Annotated in this window: 25 protein-coding genes; 18 read left to right on the top strand and 7 right to left on the bottom strand. The window is 67.0% G+C overall.

What is annotated here, in order from left to right:
- The first annotated feature begins 6 nt into the window (after nt 1-6).
- The 3 genes from AC1DKR_RS01200 to AC1DKR_RS01210 all read left to right on the top strand — a co-directional run bounded on the left by AC1DKR_RS01200 (nt 7) and on the right by AC1DKR_RS01210 (nt 2,622).
- Nucleotides 7-642, top strand: a complete 636-nt coding sequence (locus AC1DKR_RS01200; RefSeq protein WP_312109768.1) for a DNA-3-methyladenine glycosylase — start codon at nt 7-9, stop codon at nt 640-642.
- Nucleotides 639-833, top strand: coding sequence for a hypothetical protein (locus tag AC1DKR_RS01205; RefSeq protein ID WP_025874451.1), 195 nt, complete (start codon nt 639-641; stop codon nt 831-833). Before AC1DKR_RS01200 ends, AC1DKR_RS01205 begins: the two co-directional genes overlap by 4 nt.
- Before the next feature lie 70 nt (nt 834-903).
- Nucleotides 904-2,622: a sensor domain-containing diguanylate cyclase gene (locus AC1DKR_RS01210; RefSeq protein ID WP_313248336.1), complete on the top strand. Its 1,719-nt coding sequence runs from the start codon at nt 904-906 to the stop codon at nt 2,620-2,622.
- On the opposite strand, the gene xth is transcribed toward AC1DKR_RS01210, so the two are convergent.
- The 4 genes from xth to AC1DKR_RS01230 all read right to left on the bottom strand — a co-directional run bounded on the left by xth (nt 2,619) and on the right by AC1DKR_RS01230 (nt 5,645).
- Nucleotides 2,619-3,410 carry an exodeoxyribonuclease III gene (xth, locus tag AC1DKR_RS01215; RefSeq protein ID WP_313248334.1) on the bottom strand — a complete coding sequence of 264 codons (792 nt, stop codon included), beginning with the start codon at nt 3,408-3,410 and terminating at the stop codon, nt 2,619-2,621. The genes AC1DKR_RS01210 and xth overlap by 4 nt on opposite strands.
- Nucleotides 3,411-3,488: 78 nt before the next feature.
- Entirely contained in the window at nt 3,489-4,601 is a 1,113-nt protein-coding gene (locus AC1DKR_RS01220; RefSeq protein WP_346601973.1) for a DNA glycosylase AlkZ-like family protein, read from the bottom strand.
- Nucleotides 4,602-4,666: 65 nt separating this feature from the next.
- On the bottom strand, nt 4,667-5,143 hold the full coding sequence (locus tag AC1DKR_RS01225; protein WP_478030536.1) for a hypothetical protein: 477 nt from the start codon (nt 5,141-5,143) through the stop codon (nt 4,667-4,669).
- A 1-nt stretch (nt 5,144) separates the two neighbouring features.
- Nucleotides 5,145-5,645: a hypothetical protein gene (locus AC1DKR_RS01230; RefSeq protein ID WP_478030538.1), complete on the bottom strand. Its 501-nt coding sequence runs from the start codon at nt 5,643-5,645 to the stop codon at nt 5,145-5,147.
- Between the two features lie 268 nt (nt 5,646-5,913).
- Here AC1DKR_RS01230 and AC1DKR_RS01235 point away from each other — a divergent pair, with 268 nt between their 5' ends.
- The 5 genes from AC1DKR_RS01235 to AC1DKR_RS01255 all read left to right on the top strand — a co-directional run bounded on the left by AC1DKR_RS01235 (nt 5,914) and on the right by AC1DKR_RS01255 (nt 12,282).
- Nucleotides 5,914-7,494: an AAA family ATPase gene (locus tag AC1DKR_RS01235; protein ID WP_312109781.1), complete on the top strand. Its 1,581-nt coding sequence runs from the start codon at nt 5,914-5,916 to the stop codon at nt 7,492-7,494.
- A 2-nt stretch (nt 7,495-7,496) separates the two neighbouring features.
- Nucleotides 7,497-8,474, top strand: a complete 978-nt coding sequence (locus tag AC1DKR_RS01240) for a hypothetical protein (protein WP_478030541.1) — start codon at nt 7,497-7,499, stop codon at nt 8,472-8,474.
- A complete protein-coding gene (locus tag AC1DKR_RS01245) occupies nt 8,471-10,270 on the top strand; it encodes a hypothetical protein (RefSeq protein ID WP_346601971.1) in 1,800 nt (599 codons plus the stop codon). The genes AC1DKR_RS01240 and AC1DKR_RS01245 overlap by 4 nt, the downstream gene beginning before the upstream one ends.
- Nucleotides 10,271-10,348: 78 nt before the next feature.
- Nucleotides 10,349-10,930 carry a hypothetical protein gene (locus AC1DKR_RS01250; RefSeq protein ID WP_478030543.1) on the top strand — a complete coding sequence of 194 codons (582 nt, stop codon included), beginning with the start codon at nt 10,349-10,351 and terminating at the stop codon, nt 10,928-10,930.
- A complete protein-coding gene (locus AC1DKR_RS01255) occupies nt 10,927-12,282 on the top strand; it encodes an AMP-binding protein (protein ID WP_478030545.1) in 1,356 nt (451 codons plus the stop codon). The genes AC1DKR_RS01250 and AC1DKR_RS01255 overlap by 4 nt, the downstream gene beginning before the upstream one ends.
- Nucleotides 12,283-12,292: 10 nt before the next feature.
- On the opposite strand, the gene AC1DKR_RS01260 is transcribed toward AC1DKR_RS01255, so the two are convergent.
- A complete protein-coding gene (locus tag AC1DKR_RS01260) occupies nt 12,293-12,973 on the bottom strand; it encodes a TraX family protein (protein ID WP_478030547.1) in 681 nt (226 codons plus the stop codon).
- A gap of 139 nt (nt 12,974-13,112) precedes the next feature.
- Here AC1DKR_RS01260 and pip point away from each other — a divergent pair, with 139 nt between their 5' ends.
- From pip to AC1DKR_RS01295, 7 genes are all read left to right on the top strand, one after another.
- A complete protein-coding gene (gene pip / locus AC1DKR_RS01265; protein WP_478030550.1) occupies nt 13,113-14,060 on the top strand; it encodes a prolyl aminopeptidase in 948 nt (315 codons plus the stop codon).
- 265 nt (nt 14,061-14,325) lie between these two features.
- Entirely contained in the window at nt 14,326-14,625 is a 300-nt protein-coding gene (locus tag AC1DKR_RS01270; RefSeq protein ID WP_025874438.1) for a hypothetical protein, read from the top strand.
- 60 nt (nt 14,626-14,685) lie between these two features.
- Entirely contained in the window at nt 14,686-17,445 is a 2,760-nt protein-coding gene (gene mgtA, locus AC1DKR_RS01275; RefSeq protein WP_478030552.1) for a magnesium-translocating P-type ATPase, read from the top strand.
- 25 nt (nt 17,446-17,470) lie between these two features.
- Nucleotides 17,471-18,208: an MgtC/SapB family protein gene (locus AC1DKR_RS01280; RefSeq protein WP_478030554.1), complete on the top strand. Its 738-nt coding sequence runs from the start codon at nt 17,471-17,473 to the stop codon at nt 18,206-18,208.
- Between the two features lie 306 nt (nt 18,209-18,514).
- Entirely contained in the window at nt 18,515-19,573 is a 1,059-nt protein-coding gene (locus AC1DKR_RS01285; protein WP_478030556.1) for a sensor histidine kinase, read from the top strand.
- A complete protein-coding gene (locus tag AC1DKR_RS01290) occupies nt 19,566-20,207 on the top strand; it encodes a response regulator transcription factor (RefSeq protein ID WP_033831197.1) in 642 nt (213 codons plus the stop codon). Before AC1DKR_RS01285 ends, AC1DKR_RS01290 begins: the two co-directional genes overlap by 8 nt.
- Nucleotides 20,204-20,719, top strand: a complete 516-nt coding sequence (locus tag AC1DKR_RS01295; RefSeq protein ID WP_478030559.1) for a DUF1697 domain-containing protein — start codon at nt 20,204-20,206, stop codon at nt 20,717-20,719. The genes AC1DKR_RS01290 and AC1DKR_RS01295 overlap by 4 nt, the downstream gene beginning before the upstream one ends.
- A gap of 20 nt (nt 20,720-20,739) precedes the next feature.
- Here the strand turns inward: AC1DKR_RS01295 and AC1DKR_RS01300 are convergent, their stop codons facing one another.
- Both AC1DKR_RS01300 and AC1DKR_RS01305 read right to left on the bottom strand, forming a co-directional pair.
- Nucleotides 20,740-21,918, bottom strand: a complete 1,179-nt coding sequence (locus tag AC1DKR_RS01300) for a low temperature requirement protein A (RefSeq protein WP_478030562.1) — start codon at nt 21,916-21,918, stop codon at nt 20,740-20,742.
- A gap of 14 nt (nt 21,919-21,932) precedes the next feature.
- A complete protein-coding gene (locus tag AC1DKR_RS01305; protein ID WP_099784268.1) occupies nt 21,933-22,199 on the bottom strand; it encodes a hypothetical protein in 267 nt (88 codons plus the stop codon).
- A gap of 209 nt (nt 22,200-22,408) precedes the next feature.
- Here AC1DKR_RS01305 and AC1DKR_RS01310 point away from each other — a divergent pair, with 209 nt between their 5' ends.
- From AC1DKR_RS01310 to AC1DKR_RS01320, 3 genes are all read left to right on the top strand, one after another.
- Nucleotides 22,409-22,942: a sigma-70 family RNA polymerase sigma factor gene (locus tag AC1DKR_RS01310; RefSeq protein WP_478030565.1), complete on the top strand. Its 534-nt coding sequence runs from the start codon at nt 22,409-22,411 to the stop codon at nt 22,940-22,942.
- Nucleotides 22,939-23,799, top strand: coding sequence for a FecR domain-containing protein (locus AC1DKR_RS01315; RefSeq protein WP_033831203.1), 861 nt, complete (start codon nt 22,939-22,941; stop codon nt 23,797-23,799). Before AC1DKR_RS01310 ends, AC1DKR_RS01315 begins: the two co-directional genes overlap by 4 nt.
- A gap of 83 nt (nt 23,800-23,882) precedes the next feature.
- Entirely contained in the window at nt 23,883-26,309 is a 2,427-nt protein-coding gene (locus tag AC1DKR_RS01320) for a TonB-dependent receptor (protein WP_478030569.1), read from the top strand.
- The last annotated feature ends 7 nt before the right edge of the window (nt 26,310-26,316 follow it).

The following is a 26,316-nucleotide window of genomic DNA, read 5'->3' on the forward strand; positions in this document are numbered from 1 at the left end:
CGCGACATGATGGATTGGCTGCCGGATACCTGGATACCGATACCCCGCACCTTCTACCGGCGCCCGTCGACGGTGGTTGCACCGGACCTGCTCAACAAGCTGCTGGTACGCAGCGACGGCCGTGCAGCGCGTATCGTCGAAGTCGAAGCCTACGCCGGCAGTGAAGATCCCGCTGCGCATTCGTATCGCGGCAGGACCGCACGCAACGCCAGCATGTTTGGCGAGGCCGGGCACCTGTATGTGTATTTCACCTACGGCATGCACTGGGGCAGCAATGTGGTCTGCGGCGAGGTCGGCGAGGGTGTTGCGGTACTGCTGCGCGCGGCAGAGCCGGTTGCCGGACAGGAACGGATGTACCCGCTGCGGCCAGCTGCCCGCCACGATCACGACCTCGCCAGCGGCCCCGGCAAACTGTCGCAGGCGTTCGGCCTGGACCGGCGCTTTGACGGCGCCGATCTGGTCACCGCCAGCCACGGCATCACCCTCGTGGATGACGGCACGCGGCCCCCCGACGATCCGGTGGTAGGCCCACGCATCGGCATCACCCGGGCAGTGGATTTTCCTTGGCGCTGGCATGTTCGCGATCATCGTCACGTTTCAGTGCGCCCTGCCCGCGCCTCAACGCGAAGGAGCCCCCGATGACACCTCTCGACAAACCGCTGCGCCGTGAACTGACCATCGCCGGCCAGGCCTATACGCTGACCCTGGACCCGAGCGGACTGAAGCTGGTCGAGAAGGGGCGGCGGAAAGGCCTGGAACTGCGCTGGGAAGACCTCGTCTCCGGTGACGCCGCGTTGGCCAGCGCCCTGCAGGCGTCCCTGCAACAGCCATGAGCAGGCGCATCACGACGGCATCACTGCCGTACGCAGGGCGCTAACAGACCGGGTACTAGCGTGGACAGCCATGGATGAGGCCACCCGACTTCGCGAAATCGAACGGCTGGGCGTGCTGGATACGCCGCCCGAGCCGGTATTCGATGCCATCGTCGCCGCCGCGCGCGCCGCCACCGGCATGCCCATCGGCCTGGTCTCCATCGTTGCCGAGCAACGGCAATGGTTCAAATCCAGCATCGGCCTGGGCGATGTCAGCGAAACGCCGCGCTCCATCTCGTTCTGTACCTACGCCATCGAACAGGACGCGCTGCTGGAGATTCCGGATGCGCGGCAGGATCCGCGCTTCGCCCACAACCCGCTGGTCACCGCCGGGCCCAGGGTGCGCCACTATGCCGGTATCCCTCTGGCCACTGCCCATGGCGCGCGCATCGGCACGCTGTGCCTGCTCGACACCTTGCCTGGCGTGCTGTCACCGTCGCAACGTGAGCTGATGGTCCATCTTGGCCGGGTCACGACCCAGGTGCTGGAGCAGCGCAGTGCGCTGTTGCGGCAGATCGACCAGGCACAGGCGCTGCATCGCGATCTCAAGCGCAGCGAGGACTTCCTGGAGCGTACCAACACCGCGGCCAAGGTCGGCGGCTGGGAGCTGGAGCTGGCCACCCGCGAAGTGCGCTGGACGCGCGAGACCAAGCAGATCCACGGCGTGCGTTCCAGCTACCAGCCGACATTCGAATCGGCCTTGTCGTTCTATCGTCCGGACAGCCGCAGCATCATCCAGGCCGCGGTGCAGCGCTGCACCGAACAGGGCACGCCCTGGGAAGTGCAGCTGCCGATGACAACCGCCGATGGCCGCAGCATCTGGACCCGCGTGGTGGGCACCCGCCAACAGGTGGAGGGCCTGCCACGGCTGGTCGGTGCCATCCAGGACATCACCGAAGAACGCGCGGTGGTGGACGCGCTGGAAGCCAGCGAAGTGCGTTATCGCCGTCTCTTCCACTACAGCCTGGGCCTGATCTGCACGCACATGCTGGACGGCACCGTGACATCGGTGAATCCGGCAGCCGTGCAGTCGCTGGGCTACCCGGAAAGCGAGATGGTTGGCCGCAGCCTGTGCGACCTGATGCCGCCGGAAAAGCGCGAGGCCTTCAAGGCCTACCTGCGGCGCATCGAAGCCAACCATACCGACGCAGGCGTGATCGAACTGCTCGCCGCCGACGGCACCCGCCGCTACTGGGCCTACAACAACGTACTGGACACCGAGACCCATCCGCCGTTCGTGCTCGGCCACGCCCAGGACGTGACCGCGCTGCGCCTGCAGGAAGAGCGCTTGCGCGAACTGTCGCTGAAGGATCCGCTGACCCAGTGCCACAACCGCCGGTACCTGCATCGGCTCGACGACGTCGCCTCACGGTCGTGGGCCTGCCTGGTGTTCGACCTGGATCACTTCAAACAGGTCAACGACACCCTGGGGCACCGTCGTGGCGACACGGTGCTGGTCGAGTTCGCCGACTTCCTGCGCGCGCCGCTGCAGGCCAATGAGGCGGCAGTGCGGTTGGGCGGCGACGAGTTCCTGGTGGCGCTGATCGAACCGGCGGCCGGGCGGCTGGCTGCGCTGGAAGCCTGGTATGCGGGCAACGCCGCGCGTGCTCCCACCGCGTTCTCGATGGGCGCCGCCGTCAACGTCCCCGGCGAACCCGTGGCCGACACCATCCACAAGGCCGACAGCCGGCTGTATCGCACGCGGGCCAGGGTACGTCGCGAGATGCGTCCGCAGGGGAGTGCCGACTAGCGGGTAACGGTGACCCACGTAGGCGCATGATCGCTGGCCTTCTCCTGCAGCCGCACCCAACGATCGACACCCGCATCCTCAAGCCCTTTGGCCAGTACCGGGTTCAGCAGAAGATGATCGATGCGCAGGCCGCGATCGCGTTCGGCGTGCTGGCGGAAATAGTCCCAGAAGGTGTAGATGCGCTGGTCACCATGCACCGTGCGCAGGGCGTCGGTCCACCCCTGCGCCAGCAACTGCTGGAAGGCATCGCGGACCTCCGGCTGCATGAGCGCATCGCGCCGCCACGAGGCCGGGTCGTACACATCCTCGTCGTCTGGAATGACATTGAAATCCCCCAGCAGCAACGCCGGGTGCGGAAGATCGACCAGGGTGCGTGCATGGCGGATCAGCCGCTGCATCCATCGCAGCTTGTAGTCGAACTTCGGCCCCGGCTGCGGATTACCGTTGGGCAGGTACAGCGCCGCAACCACAACGCCATGCACGGCAGCTTCCAGGTACCGGCTCTGCGTATCGGCCGGTTCGCCGGGCAGGCGACGCCGGCTTTCGATCGGCATGGCATCGCGGGCCAGTATCGCCACCCCGTTCCAGCGCGCCTCGCCCAGCCACAGTGCGCCATACCCTGCCCGCTCCAGCGCGTCGACCGGAAAGGCGGCATCGACCGCCTTCAGCTCCTGCAGTGCCACCACGTCGGGCGCTTCACGCTGCAACCAGGACAGCAGATGCGGCAAGCGCGTGCCGATGCCATTGACGTTGAACGTGGCAATGCGCAGTGTCTTGCGGCGAGCCATTGCGGAAGTACCCGAGCGGCGGGCCTGCAGTATTGGCAGGGAGGCATGCAGGCAGCGTGGAGGACGCCGCACGCAGGTTCACGGCGTTGCCGGGCCCGTCCCTGGCAGGAAGTTCGCCATCCGCTCCAGCTCGTCCTCCAGCGCATTGCTGAATGCCACGTCCCTTGGTGCGCTGCCATCGACATAACCGAAGCTGGGCTGCAGCTGCCCATCCTTCGCCGCGACATTGGCCCAGCCGATCACCTGGTCGCGCCACAACAGCGGCAGCGCGTAGTAGCCGAAGCGACGCTTGGCCGCCGGGGTGTAGGCCTCGAACCGGTACACCCAGCCCCAGAGCAGTTCGAACCGTCGCCGATCCCAGGCCACGGGATCGAATGGTGCAAGCAGCCGCACCTGTTCATCGGCCTGGTAGCGCCGCGAACGGGGGTTCTCGTCGGCCGGCCAGTACCAGGTGGCTCCATCGATGCTGCAGCCCGCCAGCTGCTCGCGCGCCAACCGCAATGCCTGCTGGATCTCTTCCGCCAGATGCGGTGCGCCGTAGCCCAGCAATCGCGCCAGATAGGTGAGGCTCGCCGAAGGCAACGGCGCGTACTTGCGCACCACCAGATCGATCAGTGCGGTAGCACGCTGCAGGCGTGCAGCCTTGCCGCCATCGGCCGGGGCATGTGCCGCAACGGCATAGATGCGGGTACCGCTGTCACGACGATGGATGCGCAGCATGCCGCGATAGTGCATGCCGTCCAGCAGGTGGGTACTGGCATTGCTGGTGCCACCCCAGTAGTTGGTCACCCGGCCATGCGCGAACGCCTGGTCGACTTCGCGCGGATGCACCGCACCCCGCTCCTGCACGAACGCCAGCACGTCGGCCGCCTTGCGCCGCGTGCTCGCGTCCCATGGCCTGCGGGACACCCGGGGATGCATCAGGGACAGGTGTTCGCGCGGCAGGAAGCCGTAGTTGACGAGGAAGTCTTCCTCGATCGGCAGTCGGCTGTAGCGGCGCTCCAGGTCCCCGGCCCGGTAGCCCTTCACCCGGTGCCGCAGGGTCAGGTCCTGGGCACGTGCGGGCGCACGGATGGGGTCGGCCTGCACGAAGCCCAGCCGACGGATCGCTGTCAGCAACGTGGTAGGCGTGAACAGCGTGCGTGCTACGGCGTAGCGGCGCAGATCATCGAGGGTCGGCGAGGTCGGCATGGGCCGATTGTAGGACTGCCGGCCGCCCCGCTGCAGGACGTCATCCGCGCAAGGCGCGCCTGGCCTTACTCGGCCACGATGCGGGCATCGTCACCGGTGCCGTCGACGATGACCCGGCTGCCGACCTGCAGGCCTGCGACCTGTTCACGCAACTGCGTGGTTGACAGCACGCGACCCTCGTCCAGGCGCACCTTCACCATGTAGCGGGTGGTCGGGCCTTCGCCGGCGATCTTCTCGCCGATGGAGCCACCGATCTTGTCACCACTGTTGGCGGCGACATTGGTGACCACATAGCCTGCTTCGGTCTGCCCGGCACTGCTGAGGCCGACCCCTGCCAGAACACCCCCGATCTTGCCCAGCCGCTCGCCGATGCTGCGGCCGCGCTTGGTGCGCTCGGAGGTATCCTCGCCTCGATTCTCGATCGGCTGCATGTCTTCGACCACGCCATGCCGAGGCTTGGCCCAGGCCGTCGGCATCAACAGTGATGCGCCGATCGCCATGACCAGCAGTCCGGCAACACGGAAGGGGGTGTGCTGTCTCATGTCAGTGTCCTTGGTTGCGGGAAACGGTCGGGGTTGACCTGCCTGGGCGACGCGCGTCCGGGCCGACGATATCGGTATCGCAGTGGGGCCCGCGGTGCTGCCAGCGCCGTACCACGCCATCACGGTCGGCGATGTAGGTGATGTCGCAGCGGTGTTGCTCGGCATGGTGCACGTCCTCGACGATGATCGGTGCGAACACCGGACGCTCGCCGCTGGTACCGGTCGGTTCCATGTACAGGAACTCGCCACCGCCCACCTTCACCTGCTCGGTGTAGGCCGGTACGACCGTGCGCCAGGTGTAGCGTGTTTCCAGCGTTGCATCGTCTTCCTCGATCTGCACCCGGCCGCCATCCACGCGCAGCTGCATCAACAGCTGCGATGCCTCGCGCCCGATCCATCCATCGGCGCTCGCTCTGGCGGCGGCGCCCAGCGCCTGCGCGCCTGCGGCACCGGCCGCAGCCAACAGGGCGCAGGCGAGAGCGCCCGGCAGGAATCCTTTCATGTGCACTCGAACAGCTCCCGGCTGGGGATGTATCGCGCGCGCCTGCCTTCCCCAGCAGACCACGCCATCCAATAGTGTCGCTATCGCCTCAGTCTAGGCCTCGAACACCCAGGTAACCATCGGAAACGTCCACGAAACTGCGTAGGGAAATTCCTAGAAGCGGCGTCTCGGGATCCGCGACTGGCCGCACCGCCAGCGCTCGCTGCGCACCGGATGTGCTGGCCCGCCGCTTACAATCTCCCCAGCAGGCTACAGCCAAGGGAATCGCGTGCCACCGTTCAACCTGTTCCAGCGCCTGTCGCAGGCGCCGACCAACCCGCGCACCGACACTGCGCCGCGCACGTTCGATGTGGCCGAGCTGTACGAAGGGCCGGTGCGCCTGCAGGACGATGCAGCCGCCGCCCCGCTGCGGCTGGACGAGAAGCTGCGCCAGGCCTACTTCTGGATCGTCAACAACGCGATCATCAGCCCGCACTACGATATCGAGTACCACGAAGGCCCCTCCGCCTCGTTCGCGGTGGGTGACACACGGCGGCCGCTGACCCTGCCATCGGCGCAGAGCTATTCCAGTTACGTGCTGCTGCCGCTGCTGACCTTCGCCACCCGCCGCAAGTGCCTGTTCGTGGGTGGGCCAGGGCGCGGCAAGACCGCCAGCGCGATCCTGATGGGCGTCCTGGCCGGCTATCCGGTCCGCGAGGTGCGCCGGGCGATGCAGCACGGGCACCCGCAGATGACCATCGCCGATCTGCTCGGCAACCCCCTGCCCGCCGACCTGGTGGCCGCGCAGGACATGGCGGACATCCGCATTGCCTGGCGGTCGTGGTTGGGCATGCGGGTGAAGATCATCGACGAATACAACCGCATTCCCACCCGCACCCAGAGCGCCCTGCTGACGGTGATGGGCGACAACTACGCCGAGATCCTCAACCACGTCTACGAATGCCCGGAATCGGCGTGGTACCTGACCGCCAATGATGATCGCGGCGGCGGCACCTATCAGGTGATCGAAGCCCTGCGCGATCGCATCGACGTGGTGGTGCAGGCACTGGCATTCAACCCGCGGTTCCTGGAAGAGATGCTGCTGCGCATCGAGCAGGACATCCGCCCGGAAGAAGTCGTGCCGCGTGACATCATCTTCAGCGAGGCCGAGGGCGACCAGCTGCTGCAGGAGATCCGCGCGGTCGAGGTACCGCAGGACGTGCGCCGCCGCATCGAATTCTTCAGCAGCCAGTTCGAGCTGATGGAAACCGCTGGCGCCCAGTTCGAGTACCTGACCAAGGACACCGTGCGCCTGGCCGGCACCGAATGGGCGCAGGCAACGGCCGCCGACAGCGGCCGCGATCGCATGAAGGACCTGGGTTGCCAGACCCGCAACGGCCTGTCGGTGCGCAACCTGATGACCCTGCTGATGTTCGCCAAGGCCATGGCGTACTTCCGCGGCAGCCCTGCCGTTGCCCTGGAGGATGTGCGCCAGGTACTGCCCTTCGTGCTGAACGACAAGCTGCAACCGGACCTTGATGCTCCCTTCTTCGCCCTGCCGGAGAATGCGCCCTATCGCAGCGATCGGCTCAGCTGGCTGCGCTGGCTGCTCGATGCCTCCAATGCCGAATATGACCGGCTGGATCTGGATCGCGACGATCCGGTGGGCGAGCTGTCGGCACAGTTCCAGCGGGGCCTGGATGGGATGACCGAGACGGAAACGCGCAAGCGCCTGACCCGCATCGAGCGTCTGGTGGAGGAACGGGTGAAGGGACGCAAGCTGTACGGCCATCTGTACGACGACCTGCTGAAGCTGAAGTACCTGCACCAGCGCTACACCAACTACCTGCATTGGCTGCGGGCACGCTGATCGTGGTTTCCGCCGTTCTCGCCGAGCTGCTGGCCGCGCGCCGTTCCGTGCTGAACCAGGCCGTGGCCGATGCCCGCCACCGCTGGCCCGGCCTGGACATGGCCGCCTTCAGCGCGTTCGTCACCCAGACCATCGACCCCCTCTGCCAGGCCGTCCAGCGCCACCACCCGTCGGCAACGCAGAGCATGTGCGAGGCCGCCTTCGAGATCGGTCTGGAGCTGGTGGCGCAAGGCCATGCCGGCCCGAAGGCGCGTCTCCCGTGGGTCGAGCAGGCCTGGCGCTCGCTGGCCCCGGCCCTTGCCCCGTTGCTGGCCCACGCTCCGCGCGAGACCCTGGGCACCATCAGCAATGCGGTGGTGCGGCTGGGCGCCAGTCCGGACGTTCGCGTCGCGCAGTGGATCGATGCGATGGCTGCGCATGCAGGCGTGTGCACATCCTTGCCGGAACTGCGCGACATCGGGGCGCTCTGTGCCTGGCAGGCGGGGATGGTGCAGCTGCGCCGCCCTGCCCTTGCCCGTATCGATGCCCTGCCCGCGAATACGGTCGCCGCCGTGCTGGGCATCGATGCGGGTGATCTGGCCTCGGTCCGGGTCCAGCTTGAGCAGGACCGCTGGTGGAATCCGCGGCAGGGCAGCGTCGACCTGCGCGGGCATCGTGTCGGCAGCTTCAGCGGCCTGGACGGCGCGTTTCCGGCACCGCCACAGGTCCGTGCAGCGGCCGAGGGCTTCGTGGTCGAAAGCGCTGGCGGGTACTTCCTGCTGCTCGCCGATGCCTTCGGTGCCGTCCTGCTTCCTGCCAGCGCCGCCGAGTACGCAGCGGGCAGCAGCAGCGGACCGGCACCGGATGTGACCGCCCGCTTGGGCGTGCAGTGGATGGCGCCGGCGTTGTCCAAGGACAACCTGTGTGCGGTCTCCGGCGCGTCGGGCATCGCCCTGTTCTCGCCGTGGTCGCACCATGTGCATGTGTTGCCACCCCAATGAGTGCCACGGTCGCTGATCCGCTGCAGCCCTGGCGCGAGGCCTGGCCACAGGCACTGGCCACATGGAGCCGTTTCACCCGGCTGCAGGACCCGAAGTTGTGCCATTCGCGCATGCAGGCGGCCGCCGAGGGCCTGACCGGCAGCTTCGCGGCCATCCGCCTCGCCGACCAGCGCATCGTCATCGACCTGGAAGAAGTACAGCGCCTGCAGCTGCAACCCTACGCGCTGGAGATCCTCGCCCACGAGATCGGCCACCACGTGCTGGCGCCTGCCACCGCCAGCGACCATGCACGACTGCTGGCGCGCATCCGCCGTGCGCTGCCGACGCTGGAAGCGCATGCACCGATGGTCGCCAATCTTTACACCGACCTGCTCATCAACGATCGCCTGCAGCGCCAGAGCGGGCTGCGCATGGATGCGATCTATCGAAGCCTGGCCGGACAACCGGCGCAGGCCAGCTCGCCGGTCTGGCAGCTGTACATGGGCATCTACGAGGAACTGTGGCAGCAGCCGCGCGGCACGCTGGGCGGCTCGACCGACGATAGCGCATTGCAGGGCGATGCCTGGCTCGGCGCACGCGTCGTGCGCGTCTACGCCAGCGACTGGATGAGCGGCGCTGGCCGCTTCGCCACGCTGCTGCTGCCTTGGCTGCTGGAATCACAGCAGGATGCGCGGGTGGATGCCCTGATGGATACCCGGCACGCCGGCCAGGGAAGCCAACCGGTCGGCCTGGGGCAGCTGGAGGACGACGAGCTGGCGCCGGCGCCGCACCCCGCATCCGACCCACGCATCACCGGCGATGAGCGCGACGGCGGTGCACAGCAGAAGAGCGATCTCCCTGCCGAAGCAGTTGCCGGGGACCCCGCGCACCCGCCAGGACAGATGCGCGAGCCGTTCGAGTACGGGCAGATCCTGCGCGCGGCCGGCCTGGACCTGGATGACCATCAGATCGCCGTGCGCTACTACCGCGAGCGCGCGCTGCCACACCTGATCCGCTATCCGTCGCGGCCACAGCCGCAGGCCCTGGAGCCGCTGCCGGAGGGGCTGCAGCCCTGGGAAGCCGGCGATGCACTGGACGCAGTGGACTGGCTGCAATCGGTGCTGCAGTCACCCCATGTGATTCCCGGGCTGACGACGGTACAGCGTGTGCACGGGCTGGCACCCGGCCGTGAACCCGCTGCCGAACCGGTGGACCTGGATCTGTACGTGGACAGTTCCGGTTCGATGCCCAACCCGCAGGCATGGACCTCGTTCCTGACGCTGGCCGGCGCCATCATCGCGCTGTCGGCGCTGCGCGTGGGTGCACGCGTACAGGCCACGCTGTGGAGCGGCACCGGGCAGCACCTGCACACCGACGGCTTCGTGCGTTCGGAAGACGACATCCTCAAGGTGCTTACCGGCTATTTCGGTGGCGCCACCGCGTTTCCGATCCACCGGTTGCGTGACACCTACGCCGAGCGTCCGCCGCATGCACGGGCGGTGCATATCCTGCACATCTCCGACGACGGCATCACCACGATGTTCGATAAGGATGAGCGCGGCAACAGCGGCTGGGACGTGGCCGCCAAAGCGCTGCGTGTGGCCGGCGGTGGCGGCACCATGGCACTGAACCTGTACAGTCCGCTGCCGTCCCGCATCGCCGATGCCGGCAACGCGGGATGGACCGGCGATCTGCTGCGCGCACGCGACGCGGGATGGAACATCCATGTGGTGCGTGACATGGCCGACCTGCTGCAGTTCGCGCGCGCCTTCAGCCAGCAGCACTACGGCCCTGCCGGCATGCGGGTGCAGCGATGATCGTGGACCGCGCTGCGCCCGCAGCACCTGTGACGATTGCCCTTCCACCCAGGTATTTGCCAAGTCTGGAACCTGACCATGCTCTCCGGCCCCTCCCTTGATGTTCTGCTGCGGCGCCTGCTGGACATGCCGCCCGATTTCCTCGAGCCACCGCGCCGCGCCGGCAACGGCCGGCTGCACGTCGCGGCGGTGGTGGGCGATGTGTTTGCCGCACGCTCGCTGCACCTGCCCCCTGCACTGCGGGCAACGCTGTCGGGTGATCTGGCCGGCGTGGATGGAAACCAGCTCTCGCTGTCAGCAGTGACCGCATGGCTGATGGCAGATGCGTACTGGAATGAACTGGATATTGCTCCCGAGGCGTGGATGCCTCTGTTCGCCGAAGCAGTGCCGGCGCTGGCGACCAGTACCAGCGCAGAGCGGTTCGTGTTCGATCCGGAGCGCCGCGAAGAACTGGTGCGCACCGTGGTGGCCCGGCTGGGCCTGCTGCCGCAGGGTGAAACGGCGGCCCAGGCGGCCGATCGCCTGGCCCGGGTCAGCGGCGTGGAACGGCAGCGTCTGCTCGATGCCAGCCGCGCCACTGAAGAGCGCGCGCGTGCGATCCGCGAGGCCTTGGCGCGCAAGGCGGCGGAAGAGTCTGCGGACAAGTGGACCCGCGAGTGAGCCGCGAGCCGACCGATGCCGATCGCTATCCCACGCTGAGCACGGCGGGCCAGGCGATGCTGCAGCAGATGCGCGAGCACCCGGCGGCGCCGATCTTCCGCAATGCCAGCGGCAACCGCCTGCGTGCCGATGAGGTGACGGCATTGCGTGGCTACGAACGGGAGATCGCCTGCGCGCGCTTCGAGTGGACGCCAGATCAACCACCACCGTGGCTGCAGGCGCATGTGACCGAGGTATTCGCGCAGGTGCCGTATTACCGCGCGCAGGCGATGCCAGCTGCCTTCACCGACATTGCACCGGTCCACCGCGGCGACCTCGCAGCGGACATCGCCCGTTTCGTGCCGGACCCGGTACCGCTGGAGCGGATGATCAATTTCCGCACCACCGGCACCACCGGCCATCCACTGGTACTGCCATCGCATCCGGTGGTGGCGGCACGCTATCTGGCCCATCACAAGCGTGCCCTGCAGCGCTTCGGCATCACCCTGGCGCACGGCCGCGGCCAGATGGGGGTGATGTTGCTGGGCATGCAGCAGCGGTGCTTCACCTATGTTTCGGTGACACCGACGATGGACGAATCCGGCCTGGCCAAGATCAACCTGCATCCCGATGACTGGCGCCATCCTGAGGACCGCGCACGCTACATCGACCAGATGCAGCCGGAAGTGATCGCCGGCGATCCGATTTCCTTCGCAGCGCTGCTGGAATTGCCCGTACGACACCGGCCGCAGGCGCTGCTGTCGGTATCGATGGCGCTGTCTCCGGGCCTGCGCCAGGCCCTGGCCGCGCGCTTTGGCTGCGCGGTGCTCGATCTGTATTCGATGAACGAAGCGGGCCCGCTGGCCGTGTATGACGATGCTGCCGGCGGCCACGTACTGCTGCAGCCGCGCATGTATGTGGAAATTCTCGGTGCTGACGGGGCGCCGTTGCCGCCCGGGGAGACCGGTGAGATCACGCTCAGCGGCGGATTCAACTTCTGCCTGCCGCTGCTGCGCTACCGCACCGGCGACCGCGGTGCGCTGGCCATGGCCGGCGATACGCCGATGATCGTCGGCCTGCAGGGGCGACGTCCGGTACGCTATCTGACCGCCGACCAGCAGTGGATCAACAACATCGACCTGACACATGCACTGGCTGCGCTGCCGTTGTCACGATACGTGGTGCATCAGCACAGCGATGGCCGCGTTGCATTGTCGTTGCCACCTGCAGAGCTGGGCTACTCCGCCGAGGCGATCCGCTGCCTGCGCGCGGTGTTGCGAGGACAGCCGGTGGATGTCATTGCGCTGCAGCGCGAAGACAAGGTTCTGCAGTACTCCAGCGACGTAGCCGGGAGCAGTTCGCCGCCGCGATGAGTGCCCTGCGTCAGCGCAGCCAGTGCGCATAGGCGGCCAGCACCGCCAGGTGCGCCACGTAGTAGACGTAGAACGCCCAGCGCCATCGTGGCAGCCGCCACTGCACGCGCGCGGCCGCCAGCGCCAGCGGGATGGCCAGCAATGCCCATCCATTGCCATTGACCCAGCACAGCCCACCGAATCCGAAGGCCAGCAGCCAGTACGCCCGATGGCGGAAGGCGATCCAGCCCAGCATCACGAATGCGACCCCGGCCCATTGATAGTCGACGAAGAACGGCAGCAGGCCTCCCGCTACCAACAGCAACAGCTGCCGGTTGTTGGCCAGCGCATGCACGGCCACAGCGGCCAGGCAGAACGTCAACAGGATGTTCAACGGCAGCCAGTAGCCGAAGGCCAGCACATGGAAGGGTTGCGCGACCAGCCCCCACATCCCGAGCCGGCGTATCGACTTGCCCAGATCCGCCCCTGGCTGTGCCAGGTTGCAGGCCATCACCAGTGCGAACAGCGGGAAGGCGATGCGCCCTAGCTCGCTGACCACCGGTACATAGCCGCCGAAAACCACTTTGGCGACATGATCGCCGGTCATCGACAGCAGCGCGAGCCACTTCAGCAGCTCGCGGGCGCCGCCGCCGAGGGCGCTGCGCGCCGGGGGGTATCGTGCAGCGACGTCCTGCGCGTTCATGCCATTCATTCTCTGCGTCCTGCAGGGTCGATATCGCCGGGCATCGACGGAATTACCCCTTGAACGCAAAGAATACTTGAACCTGGGGCGGATGACGCTGGTCGATGTGCCCCGCTATCCTTGTACTCCCTGCTTGTGAGGCACCGCCATGCGCACGCTGTACCCGCCGATTTCCCCGTACCGCGAGCACACGCTGCCCGTGAATGCACTGCACACCCTCCATATCGAAGAGTGCGGCACGCCCGATGGCATTCCGGTGGTGTACCTGCACGGCGGCCCGGGCGCTGGCATCTCGCCCACCCATCGCCGCTTCTTCGACCCCAGGCGCTACCGCATCGTGCTGATCGATCAGCGCGGCAGCGGCCGCTCCACGCCCTTCGGCGAGCTGCGCGACAACACCACGCAGCATCTGGTGGCCGACATCGAGAAGGTCCGCCAACACCTGGGCATCGAGCGCTGGCTGGTGTACGGCGGCTCCTGGGGTTCGACCCTGTCGCTGGCCTATGCACAGGCGCATCCCGACCGCGCCACCGGGCTGATCGTGCGCGGCGTGTTCCTGGGGCGCGAGGAAGAGAACCGCTGGTTCGCCGAGCTCAACGGCGGTGCGCGCTGGATCTTCCCGGAGCGCTGGGATCGCTACCAGGCGCACATTCCGGAAAGCGAGCGCGGCAACATGCTCGACGCGTACTGGAAGCGCCTGGACCACGCCGACGAAGCCATCCGCATCGCCGCGGCACAGGCGTGGCTGGGGTGGGAAGACAATGCCGCCACGCTGCTGCACGACGTCGACGCGGTGTCCGCTACCGATCCGCTCGATACACTGGCCAAGGCACGCATCGAGGCCCACTACTTCTGTCACAACAGCTTCCTCGATCAAGGCCAGCTGCTGCGCGATATCGATCGCATCCGCCATCTGCCGGGGGTCATCGTGCAGGGGCGCTACGACATCATCTGTCCGCCGCGCAGTGCCTGGGACCTGGCGCAGGCGTGGCCGGAAGCCCGGCTGGAGATGGTCATCGCCGGCCACAGTGCCAACGAAGCGGCCACGACCGATGCCCTGGTGCGGGCCACCGACGCTTTCGCGGACCGCAGCTGAACAAAAGGGGCCAACGGCCTCTTTTTCTATACCAAGGTATAGCCGGGCTAACCCACGGGCCTCTAGGCCTGCTGAATACGAGCGCGGACAATAGCGCCACTGGCCAGCGACTGGCCGCCCCACGCGGAGACGCAGATGGATCCCGACCCTGCCGGGCGCAACGCGCGCCCCTGCCTGCCTACTTGTTCACTGCTGGCGACTGACGGCCGGTTCCTGTCCGTGTAAGGGATGGGAGCCCAGGGCAGCGCCTGCCCGGAGGAATCCCATGTCCTACAAGATTCTCTACATCACCGTGCGCCGCCTGATCGGCGAGCGCGATGTTTCCGCCCTGCGCAGCCTGCTGCTGCAGCACGGCCCTGTCCTGTTCGCCCGTTCGCTGGCCCTCGGCTCGCCACGGGTGGTGGCCGACGCACTGTCGCTGCTGCCGATCAGTGAGCGCATCAACGTGCTGCGCCACCTGCCCTACCCGCTGCGCGATGCGATGAAGCCGCTGTGCATCGGCGGCAGCCAACGCTTGCGCATGCAGCCCTGGTCGCCGTCGGTGCTGGCCATGCGCCACGCCTGATACCACCCCTTCCGCTCCACGCGCCGGCTGCGCCCGGCGCCGCTCCAAGAGGACCTTCCCATGAGCCTGCTCAACGCCTGGTTCAACGCCTTCCTGCGCAGCCGTCGCGCGGGCAACCTGTTCGGTCGTCGCGCGATGCCCGAAGCCGGGTACGGCCGTGGCAGCACGCAGGCCGCGCCCACCGCGCTCACTGCTGGACTGCTAGCGCTTGCACAGGGCAGCGAAGCCGATGCGCTGGCCACCCTGCAGTCACATGTCGATGGTCTCAGCCCGCACGAGGCCGAAGAGCGCCTGCTGCGCTTCGGCCCCAACGAGGTCGATCACGAGAAGCCACTGCCGTGGTGGCGCCATCTGTGGCAGTGCTATCGCAACCCGTTCAACCTGCTGCTGACGGTGCTGGCGGCCGTGTCCTGGCTGACCGAAGACGCCAAGGCGACGGTGGTGATCGGTGCGATGGTGGTGCTGTCCACCCTGATCCGCTTCGTGCAGGAAGGGCGCTCCAACCGCGCCGCCGAACGGCTGAAGGCGCTGGTAGGCAACACCGCCCGCGTGCTGCGCCGCGCTGCGGGCACCGAGGCGGCAGAAGTGGCCGATCAGTATTTCGGCGCACAGCTGCACAGCCGGCGGCCGGCACGGCTGCTGGATCTGCCGATCCGCGACCTGGTACCGGGTGACCATATCGTGCTGTCGGCCGGCGACATGATCCCGGCCGACTGCCGCGTGCTCGCCGCCAAGGATCTGTTTGTCGCACAGGCGGCGATGACCGGCGAATCGCTGCCGGTGGAGAAGTTCGTGCAGCCGGGCAACGTCGACGCCGGCCTGATGGAACAGGCCAACCTGTTGTTCATGGGGACCAATGTGGTGTCCGGGACGGCAACAGCGCTGGTACTGGCCACCGGCAACACCAGCTACTTCGGCACCCTCGCCCAGCGCAGCAGTGCCAGCGATCGCGCGCCGACGGCGTTCCAGGCCGGGGTCAACAGTGTCAGCTGGCTGCTGATCCGCTTTGCCCTGGTGATGGTGCCGTTCGTGCTGCTGGTCAATGGCTGGACCAAGGGCGACTGGACAGAAGCGTTCCTGTTCGCGCTGTCGGTGGCGGTCGGCCTGACCCCGGAAATGTTGCCGATGATCGTCACCTCCACCCTGGCCAAGGGCGCGGTGCTGCTGTCGCGGCGCAAGGTGATCGTCAAGCGCCTGGATGCGATCCAGAACTTCGGTGCGATGGAAGTGCTGTGCACCGACAAGACCGGCACCCTCACCCAGGACAAGATCGCACTGGAGCGGCACACCGATGTGTTCGGGCAGGATTCGGAGGATGTGCTGACCTTCGCCTACCTCAACAGCCACTTCCAGACCGGCCTGATCAACCTGCTGGATCGTGCGGTGCTGGAGCATGTGGAGCTGCAGAGCTCGCTGCGCCTGTCACAGGACTACCGGAAGGTCGATGAGATCCCGTTCGACTTCGAGCGCCGCCGCATGTCGGTGGTGGTATCCGAGCGCGAGGACCATCACGAATTGATCTGCAAGGGCGCGGTGGAGGAAATGCTGGCGGTGTGCAGCACCGTGCGCGAGAACGGCAAGGATATGCCGCTGGATGAGCAGCGCCTGGCCCGGGTGCGGCAGACCACCGAGGAACTGAACGAACAGGGCCTGCGCGTGGTGGCGGTGGCGATGAAGGAGACCTCCGCCAGCCAGACGGTCTACTCGCAGGCCGACGAGCGGGATCTGACCCTGGTGGGTTATGTGGCCTTCCTCGATCCGCCGAAGGAATCCGCTGCTCACGCACTGCAGGCGCTGGCCGCGCATGGTGTCGAAGTGAAGGTGTTCACCGGCGACAACGAACTGGTCACCGCCCGGATCTGCGCCCAGGTCGGCCTGGACGCCGACACGATCGTGACCGGCCCGCAGATCGAGCGCATGGACGACGCTGCCGTGGCGCGTGCACTGCAGGAGCATCGCGTGTTCGCCCGCCTCACGCCCCTGCACAAGGAACGGCTGGTGCGCGAGCTGCGCGCGCAGGGCAAGGTGGTCGGCTTTCTCGGCGATGGCATCAACGATGCTCCCGCACTGCGCGCCGCCGATATCGGCATCAGCGTGGACAGTGCGGTGGACATCGCCAAGGAGGCCGCCGACATCATCCTGCTGGAAAAGAACCTGATGGTGCTGGAGGAAGGTGTCATCCAGGGGCGGCGCACCTTCAGCAACATGCTCAAGTACATCCGCATGACCGCCAGTTCCAATTTCGGCAACGTGTTCTCGGTGCTGGTGGCCTCGGCGTTCCTGCCCTTCCTGCCGATGTTGCCGCTGCAGCTGCTGGTGCAGAACCTGCTGTATGACATCTCGCAGATCGCCATTCCGTTTGACAACGTGGATGAGGAGCTGGTGCGCAGGCCGCTGAAGTGGAACCCGGCGGACATCGGCCGCTTCATGGTGTTCTTCGGCCCGATCAGCTCGATCTTCGACCTCAGCTGCTTCGCCCTGATGTGGTACGTGTTCGATGCACGCACGCCGGCCGACCAGAGCCTGTTCCAGTCGGGTTGGTTCGTGGTCGGGCTGCTGACCCAGACGCTTATCGTGCACATGATCCGCACGCCCAAGGTACCGTTCCTGCAGAGCATCGCCGCGCCGCCGCTGCTGCTGATGACCGGGGCGATCATGGCCATCGGCGTGATCCTGCCGATGAGCCCGTTGGCCGGCTACTTCAAGCTGCAGGCACTGCCGGCCGGTTACTGGCCGTTCCTGGTGGCGATCCTGTTCGGCTATGCGGTGCTGACCACCGCGCTGAAGAAGCTCTACATCCGTCGCTACGGCTGGCAGTAAGCGCATCGGCGCAGGGAGAACCCTCATGGACTTCAACCCCCACCTGCCCCCGTTCAACGCGGGCGCCACCCTCAGCTCGCTGATCAGCCTGTCCGTCGCCTTCGTGCTGGGCGCGCTGATCGGCCTGGAGCGGCAGTTCCGCCAGCGCACCGCCGGCCTGCGCACCAATACGCTGGTAGCGGTGGGTGCAGCGGTGTTCGTCGACCTGGCCGTGCGCTTCCACGACCTGTACGGCGGGCCGCCGTCGCCACTGCATGTGGTGGCCTACGTGATCTCCGGCGTCGGCTTCCTCGGTGCCGGCGCGATCATGAAGGATGGCGCCCAGGTGTCGGGCCTGAACACCGCCGCCACGCTGTGGGGCTCGGCGGCGGTCGGCGCCTGCGCCGGCATCAAGCTGCTGCCTGAAGCGGTACTGGCTGCGGTGTTCGTGCTGGCTGCCAATACCCTGCTGCGGCCGGTGGTGAACCGCATCCAGCGGCAGCCGCTGCCGGAAGCGTTCAGCGAGGCCACCTATGCCATCAACGTGGTCTGCCAGCGTGAGCAGCAGGCCGAGGTGCTGGACCGGCTGCTGCTGTTGCTGGAGCAGGCGCAGTACCCGGTACGCGCGGTCGACCAGCGGCCGTTCGGCGAGCGCGATGTCGAGATCGAAGCGGTGCTGTACGCCACCACGGTCGATGGCGCTGAACTGGATGCAGTGCTGGCAACGCTGGCCGCCACGCCGGGCGTGCTGCAGGGATTCTGGAACGCCAGCCTGGAGGAATGACGCCCGGTAGTGCCGGCTGCTGGCCGGCAACCTCATGAACTCCGGAACGATCCTGCAGGTGCCGGCCAGCGGCCGGCACTACCGTGCATAGCGCTGGTGCTGGACGGCCAGCCTGGAGGAACAGCGCGTCCAACGCCGGGGTAGTGCCGGCCGCTGGCCGGCAACCTCATGAACTGCGGGAACACCCTGCAGATGCCGGCCAGCGGCCGGCACTACCCTGCATCTCTCTGGCGCATGCCGACCAAGGTCGGCATCTACTGAACAGCGCTTTGCTATCCTTTCCACCCACGCCAGGGAGCCGTCCCGATGCCATCGCTGTCGCCCCGCCGCCCCCTGGTCGTGCTGGCCCTGATCATCGTGATGGCGGCCATCTTCCTGGTCGATACGGTTACCGACTACGCCGTTGCTGCTGCCTGCTTCTACGCTGCCGTCATCCTCGCAGCGTCGCGGCGGCTGCCCGCCCGCGGCCTCATCGCGCTTGCGGCAGTCTGCATCGGGTTGACCGGCCTCAGCTTCTTCCTGACCCGCTTCGGCACCTACCGCATCGGCCTGGTCAATTCAGCGATCGGCATGCTGGTGATCGGCATCACCACCTACCTGGCATTGAAGATGGAAGCGGCCAAGGCCGCGGTGCAGGATGCACAGGCGCGCCTGCTGCGGGTGGCCCGCGCCTCCACCGTCGGCGAGCTGACCACCTCCATCGCACATGAAGTGAACCAGCCGCTGGCGGCCATCGCCAGCAGCGCCGAAGCCAGCCAGCGCTGGTTGGCCCAGGAGCCGCCAAACCTGGACAAGGCGCGCCAGACCATCGCCCGCATCGTCGCCGATGCCCATCGCGCCAGTGACGTGATCGCCCGAATCCGCGGCCTGACCCAAGGCGCCGCGCCAGAGCGCCAGGCCTTCGACCTCAACCTGGCCGTGGAGGAAATGCTGGCACTCTCGCGCAGCGAACTGGAACAGCATGGTGTGACCGTGGCGCTGGTGCTGGGCAATGAACTCCCCCCTGCCCATGCCGATCGCGTACAGGTGCAGCAGGTGATCGGCAACCTCATCCTCAACGCCGTCGATGCGATGTCGGACACGCCCGTAAGCGAGCGCAGGCTGTCCCTGCTGACGGCGTACGATGGTCGCGGCCACGTCAGCCTGAGCGTGCGCGATCGCGGCGTCGGGCTGCCCGCTGAGCAGACTGACCGCGTGTTCGATGCATTCTGGACCACCAAGGCGAACGGCCTCGGCCTGGGCCTCAGCCTGAGCCGCTCGATGATCGAAGCCAACGGCGGCCATATCCGCGCCGAACGACCGCCCGGTGGCGGCGCCTGCTTCATCTTCGAGCTGCCCACGGCCACGGAGGCTGCGCATGCGTAAACCCACCACAGCACCTATGGAACCGGCACCGATCGTCTATGTGATCGACGACGACGCCTCGGTTCGCGCCGCGCTGGAGGACCTGCTGGCATCGATGGGCCTGCAGGTGCGGGCCTTCGCCTCCACCGGGGAATTTCTTGCCCACCCGCGGGACGACGCTCCGTCTTGCCTGGTGCTGGACGTGCGCATGCCTGGGCAGAGCGGACTGGATTTCCATCGCAACATGGCCAGCCACGATCTGCACCTGCCGGTGGTGTTCATCACCGGCCACGGCGACATCGCCATGGGCGTCAATGCGATCAAGGACGGCGCCATCGAATTTCTGACCAAGCCGTTCCGCGACCAGGAACTGCTGGACGCGATCCACAGGGGCATCGAGATCGATCGCCAGCGGCGCCGCGACGGTGACGCGCTGGGTGCGTTGCAGCTGCGCTGGAGCACCTTGAACGCCGGCGAGCGCGAGGTGGTTGCCGGCGTGGTGCGCGGACGCCTGAACAAGCAGATCGCCGCCGACCTGGGTGTCAGCGAGATCACCGTGAAGGTGCGTCGCGCGCAGGTCATGCGCAAGATGGAAGCACGCACGCTGGTCGATCTGGTGCGCATGTACGACCGGCTGCAGGCCGCTGCGCCATGACCGCCTACGTGGCCCTGCTGCGCGCGGTCAATGTCGGCGGCACCGGCAAGCTACCGATGACCGAGCTGGTGCGGATGTGCGAGAACGCCGGATTCCGGGACGTCCGCACCTATATCGCCAGCGGCAATGCCGTGTTCAGCAGTCCGCTCGACGAGGCGGGTGTGCGCGGCAGTTTGGCGAAAAGCCTGCATGCTTATGCGGGCAAGCCGGTCGGCGTGCTGGTGCGTACCGCTGCTGAGATGGCCGAAGTGGTCGCCCGCAACCCGTTCAAGGACGCCGCCGGCAACCGTGTCGTCGCCCTGTTCATCGATGCGGCGCTGCCCAAGGATCCGCTGCACGGCGTGACGGGTATTGGCGAAGAACAGCTCACTCTTGGCCAGCGCGAGCTGTTCATCCACTACGGCGATGGCATGGCCGGTTCGCGCCTGCGCATCCCCTTCGCAGCAAACGGAACCGGCCGCAACATCAATACCGTGACTCGATTGGCGGCGATGGCTGCGGAGCTGGACTGAGGTCAGGTCTGCCGGCCCCCCTAACTCCGCGGCGCTGCAATGCTTCGCTTCAACCGTGTATCGGCCAGCCCTACCGCCAGCAGCACGATGCTGGTCAGCCACCCAGCGGCCAGCAGGTGCATCCATGGCAGCACGAAGCCGAGGACGACCAGAGCCCCTGCCCCCACCAGGTGCGAGCGCGGCACGCAGCCGTAGACCGCCCGCTTGTACAGTGCGCTGCCCAGCAGGTAGATCAACGGCCCCGCTGCCAGCATCGCGGCATACGGCAGGGTCACCGTCGCCTCCGGTTCGTCCATCACCAGGTCGTTGCCAACGGCGGTGGCGATGATGCCGGCGATCAGCAGCGCGTGCACGTAGTGGAAATAGGCGCCGATGCGACCGGGGTCGTCGGAACGGGTGATGGTGTCGGTGGCGTCCCGGCTGGAGATGCCGAAGTACAGCCACCACATCGCGATCGTACCGGCGAAGGTCGCCAGCACCGCCGAAACCACCTCTCCACTCCAGTGCTCCACCTCGCTCAGCACGCCACCGGTTGCCAGCAGCGTCTCACCCAGTGCGACGATCACGAACAGCTGGCAGCGCTCGGCCAGATGCCCGCCTTCGATGGTCCACTCGCGGGTACGCGAGCGGCCGAGACCAGGAAACGCGAAGCCGAACATCGGCGAGATGTATTCACAGGCAACAGCCAGCGCCCACAATGCAAGCCGCGCATTGCCCTCGACCGCTGCACCGGCCAGCCAGAAGCAGGCCGAAACGCAGACCCAGGCCAGCATGCGCCTGAAATTGGCGGCCAGCGGGTGCGCGCGCCCTACTTCCAGCAGCACAAACAGCGTCCGGCCCACCTGCATCGTGGCGTACGCGCCAGCGAATATCCATGCGCGTCCGGCAAAGGCTTCGGGGATGGACGAAGACATCAGCAACGCCAGCAGCATCGTGACGAACAACAGACCACGTATACGCGGCGCCTCCGGGTCGAACCAGTTGCTGACCCAACACGCGTACTGCCAGCCAAGCCAGACCGCAAACCACAGCACCAGCGTCTGCAACACGCCCATCAGACCCAGGTGGTGCAGCAGGTGGTGGCTGAGCTGGGTGACCGCGAACACATAGACCAGGTCGAAGAACAGTTCTTCGTAGGTCACCCGTGCATGATGGCCGTCGCGACGACGCAGGGCAGGAAGACGGGGCGTTGCCGGCATCGCGGATCCTCGGTTCAGCGGCCCAACCGCCAGAAAATGACACCGGCTACCAACGCCGGAACGGCAAACACCAGCAGCAGGATCGGCAATTCCTCGCGCACGGTATAGCCCGCCCGGCTGACCCCCACCCACATGTTGGCCACCGACACCAGCAGCCAGGTGCCGATGAAGGCCAACAGCGCCGTTGGCAGCTGCGGGCTGCTTGTGCTCCAGAGCTTGCCGAACAGGGCGAAGACGCCCAGCAACAGGAACCCGCCGACGATCACCAGAAGCACGTGCATGGTCACTCTCCCCGATGGCTGCCCTGCAGCCTATCTGCGGCCGAGTGTGCGCTGCAGAGGGTGATCGTGGATTCACTTTCCGGGGGCCGCGAACAATCCCCTCACCGGGCACCATGATAGCAAATGCGAACAGTTCCCATTACTATCGTGGCACCGCGCAGGGCTGGCCTTGTGTGGCTCACCCTTCCCGCCTGCACTGCCTCCCCCGGATGTCCACGCCCCCGCCCTCCCCACCACCTGCGCTGCCGCTGGTGTCCTCGCTGGTGCGCCACTACGAGGATCTGGTGGATTACCTGCGCCGTCGCTTCGCCTCGCCCGGACTGGCCCGCGAGGTGGTGCACGACGTCTGCGTACGCCTGCTGGAACGCCCCTCCCCGGCAGATGTGCGGCAGCCGATGGCGCTGCTGCGGCGTATGGCGCATGACGCCGCGATTGATCGTTGCCGTGCTGAAGACCTGCGCCGCCAGTGGGTGGAACCCCGTGCCGAACTGCCCGATGCCGCCTGCGAAGGTGCCGGCCCGGCCAGACAGGCCGTTGCCGCGCAGGAACTGGCACGGCTTGTCGACGTCATCCGTGCGATGCCCTGTCGACGCCGCCAGGTGTTCATCCTGCACAAGATCCATGACGTGCCGCAGGCTGCGGTTGCCCGCCGCATGGGCATCGGCCTGAAGGCGGTCGAGCGGCATCTGCGGTTGGCGATGGTCGATTGCCGGCAGGCGCTGGATGTGCGGGCACTGACGTGACAGCACCACGCCGCCCGCGCCCCCCACGCCCGGACAAGACCGGCGCACCTTCGCCTGATCGTGTGCTGGATCAACATCGGGACACTCTCAAGGCACTGTTTCCGGTGCCCGATCCGGCGCAGCTGTATCGGCCTCATCGCAGCCGGCGGATCGGCGGCGCCTTGCTCGGCCTGCTGTTGGTGGCTGGATTGGGCGGGCTTTACGCTGTCGATCCCGGCTGGCAACAGAGCGATTACCAGACGGCCATCGGTGAGCGTCGCAGCGTGCTGCTGGCCGATGGCAGCCGTATCCAGCTGGATGCAGACAGCCATCTGCAGGTGCGCAGCCATCTGCGTTCGCGCCGCATGGTGCTGGTCTCCGGACGCGCCCGCTTCGACGTTGCGCCCTCGCGCTGGCGCCGGTTCCAGGTCGATGCCGGCCCGGTGCAGGTGCGCAACTACGGCACGGTGTTCGATGTGGATCGACGCGGTGACCGCAGTGAAGTCCGCCTGTGGCGCGGCAAGGTCGGTGTGCGCGTGGCTGGCCGTGATGGCGAGCAGCACCTGCAGCCTGGCCAGCAGCTGCTGGCAGGCACAGGGCCGGTCCAGCTGCCGCAGCCGATCGCCACTGGCAGCGGGGAATGGACCCAGGGCCGACTGCAGTTCGCGCAGACCCCGCTGGGCGAAGTGGTACGCAGCCTGCAGCGCTATCACCGCGGCGTGATCGTACTGGACGAACCCGGTCTGGCCACGCTGCAGGTTTCGGGCGTGTTTGATGGCGACCATGCCGCCACCGCGCTGGCGCTGCTGCCGGAGATCCTGCCGGTCGCCGTCCACCCCCGCGACGATGGCAGCGTCCACATCTCCGCACATCACTGAATCACGCCACTGAATTCGGCACCGAGGGTGGGTTGTGGCCCTGCTCATCCGGCTGCTGCTTGAACCCCTCTGAAGGACCCCGCATGACCCGCATTGCCCTGCCCGCCGTCCTGCGCCGCTTGACGCCTGCCCTGCTGGCCGTCAGCCTGTGCTCCGCCCTTCCGGCGGCGGCGCAGTCCACCCCCACGGCGGTGGACGTCCATCTTCCGGCCGCCCCGCTGCAACAGTCACTCAATGCGGTGGCCAGGCAGAGCGGCATCCAGCTGCTGTTCGCTGCGGACAGCGTTGCCGGCCGCCAGGCGCCAGCACTGGACGGCCGCTATGCCCCGCGCGAGGCACTGCAAAGGCTGATTGCCGGCCAAGGCCTGGACGTCGAAGAACGCTCGCCAGGCGTGTTCGTGATCCGCAGCGCGCTCGCTACGGCAGCCGCGGCGGCAAACACGGACCGCCCGCGCACTGCGCCAGCGCCGGCAGCCGCAACCTCGCTCGGCAGAGTGACCGTGTCGGCGTCCACCGCGCGCATGCCGCAGGGCGAGACCGCCATGCCCAACACCATCACCGTGCTCACCCGTGAGGACGTCCAGCAACAGCTGGCGCTGGGCTCGGATGTGTCGCGCGTACTGTCCTCGCAGATTCCGGCCTTCGCCCCGGCGCGCGAGAAGATGTCCAACTATGGCGAAAGCATGCGCGGGCGCGGCATCCTGTACATGGTTGACGGCGTGCCACAGTCCACGCCGCTGCGCGATGGTTCGCGTGATTCACATACCATCGATCCGGCGATGATCGAACGCATCGAAGTGATCCACGGCGCCAACGCGCTGCAGGGTATCGGCGGCACCGGTGGCATCGTCAACATCATCACCCGCAGCGCGCCGAGCGAACCGGGTGCTTTCCTGCTGGACAGCAGCCTTTCGCTCACCGCCGCCTCGCCGCGCCGCCGCGACGATGATGGCCAGCGTGCTTCGGCACTGGTGGGTATCCGCGGCGAACAGTTCGACCTCGTTGCCGGCCTGGCACATGAGCGGCAGGGCCTGTACTACGACGGCGACGGCCGTGCGATCGGCACCAATGCGCAGGGCGAACTGATGGATTCGACCTCTAGCAACATCTTCGCGAAGCTTGGCTGGAACATCGCCGAAGGCCAGCGCCTGCAGGTGATGGCCAACCGCTACGAACTGCGCGGCCTGGACAATTACCTGCCTGTGGATGGCAACTTCCGCACCGGTCGCCCGGCCACGTCGGTGCCCGGCGATACGCCGCTCGATCCGCCGATGAACCGCTCACGCTCGCTGACCCTGGACTACAGCAACGCCGATCTGTTCGGCGGCCAGTTCCTGGCGCAGGCCTTCGCGGTTGATTTCGAAGGGCGTTACGGCGCCAGCCAGTGGGACCCGTGGGGCAACACGGGTGCCAACGCTGCCTGGGACCAGACCCAGAACGAGTCGGACAAGCGTGGCTTCAAGCTGACCCAGAGCTGGCGCCGCATCGGCGACACGTCGCTGGACGTCACCCTGGGCCTGGATGGCCTGCGTGACCGCACCCACCAGGTGCTGCTGGCCAGTGGCCTGAACTGGGTGCCGCTGACCACCTACCAGAGCCTGTCGCCGCTGTTGCAGCTGCAGTGGTGGCCCACCGACCACGTCATGCTGTCCGCTGGCCTGCGCTACGAAAAGGGCGAGCTGGAGGTGGGCGACTACACCACCCTGCCCCGCTACGGCGCACGCAAGGTGGCAGGCGGCAAGCCGACGATGAGCGAGACGCTGCCGAACTTCGGCGCGGTCTGGTACATCAATGACCGTCTCAATGCCTACGCGTCGTATTCGGAGGGCTACACCGTGGCCGATGTTGGCCGCGTGCTGCGCGCGATCAATCGCGATGGCCAGCGCGTGGACAACCTGGTGGACCTGTCGCCGGTAGTGTCGGACAACCGAGAGATCGGACTGGAATATGACGATGGTCGCTTCAGCGGCGACATTGCGTACTACACGTCCGAATCCAAGCTGGGTTCGGTACTGGTCTATGACGCCGGCATCGATGCCTACAACGTGCAGCGCCAGGCTACCCGGGTGGAAGGCTTCGAGACCAATCTGCGCCTGCGCCTGGGTGACAGCCGCCTCGGCCTGGGTTATGCCCGCGCCAACGGCCGCTACGACGCCAATCTGGATGGTCAACTGGAAAGCGACCTGGCGGGCGTCAACATCGCCCCGAACCGGCTGACTGCGTTTTGGGAACAGGGCTGGACCTCACAGCTCAGCACCCGCCTGCAGGCCAGCCAGGCCTTCGATCGCGACTTCGACCTGCGCGGCGTGCCGGTGGCCAGCTTCAAGGGCTACACCACGTTCGACCTGGTCGCCCGCTATGCGTTGGACAAGAGCAGCTTCACCCTGGGCGTGCAGAACCTCGCCAACAAGCAGTACATCACCTACTACTCGCAGACCACGCCATCCAACCCGAGCTATTTTGCCGGGCGCGGGCGTGTACTGACGCTGGGGTGGCAGTACCGCTACTGAGACATGG

Source organism: Stenotrophomonas sp. 01N47, assembly GCF_056399165.1.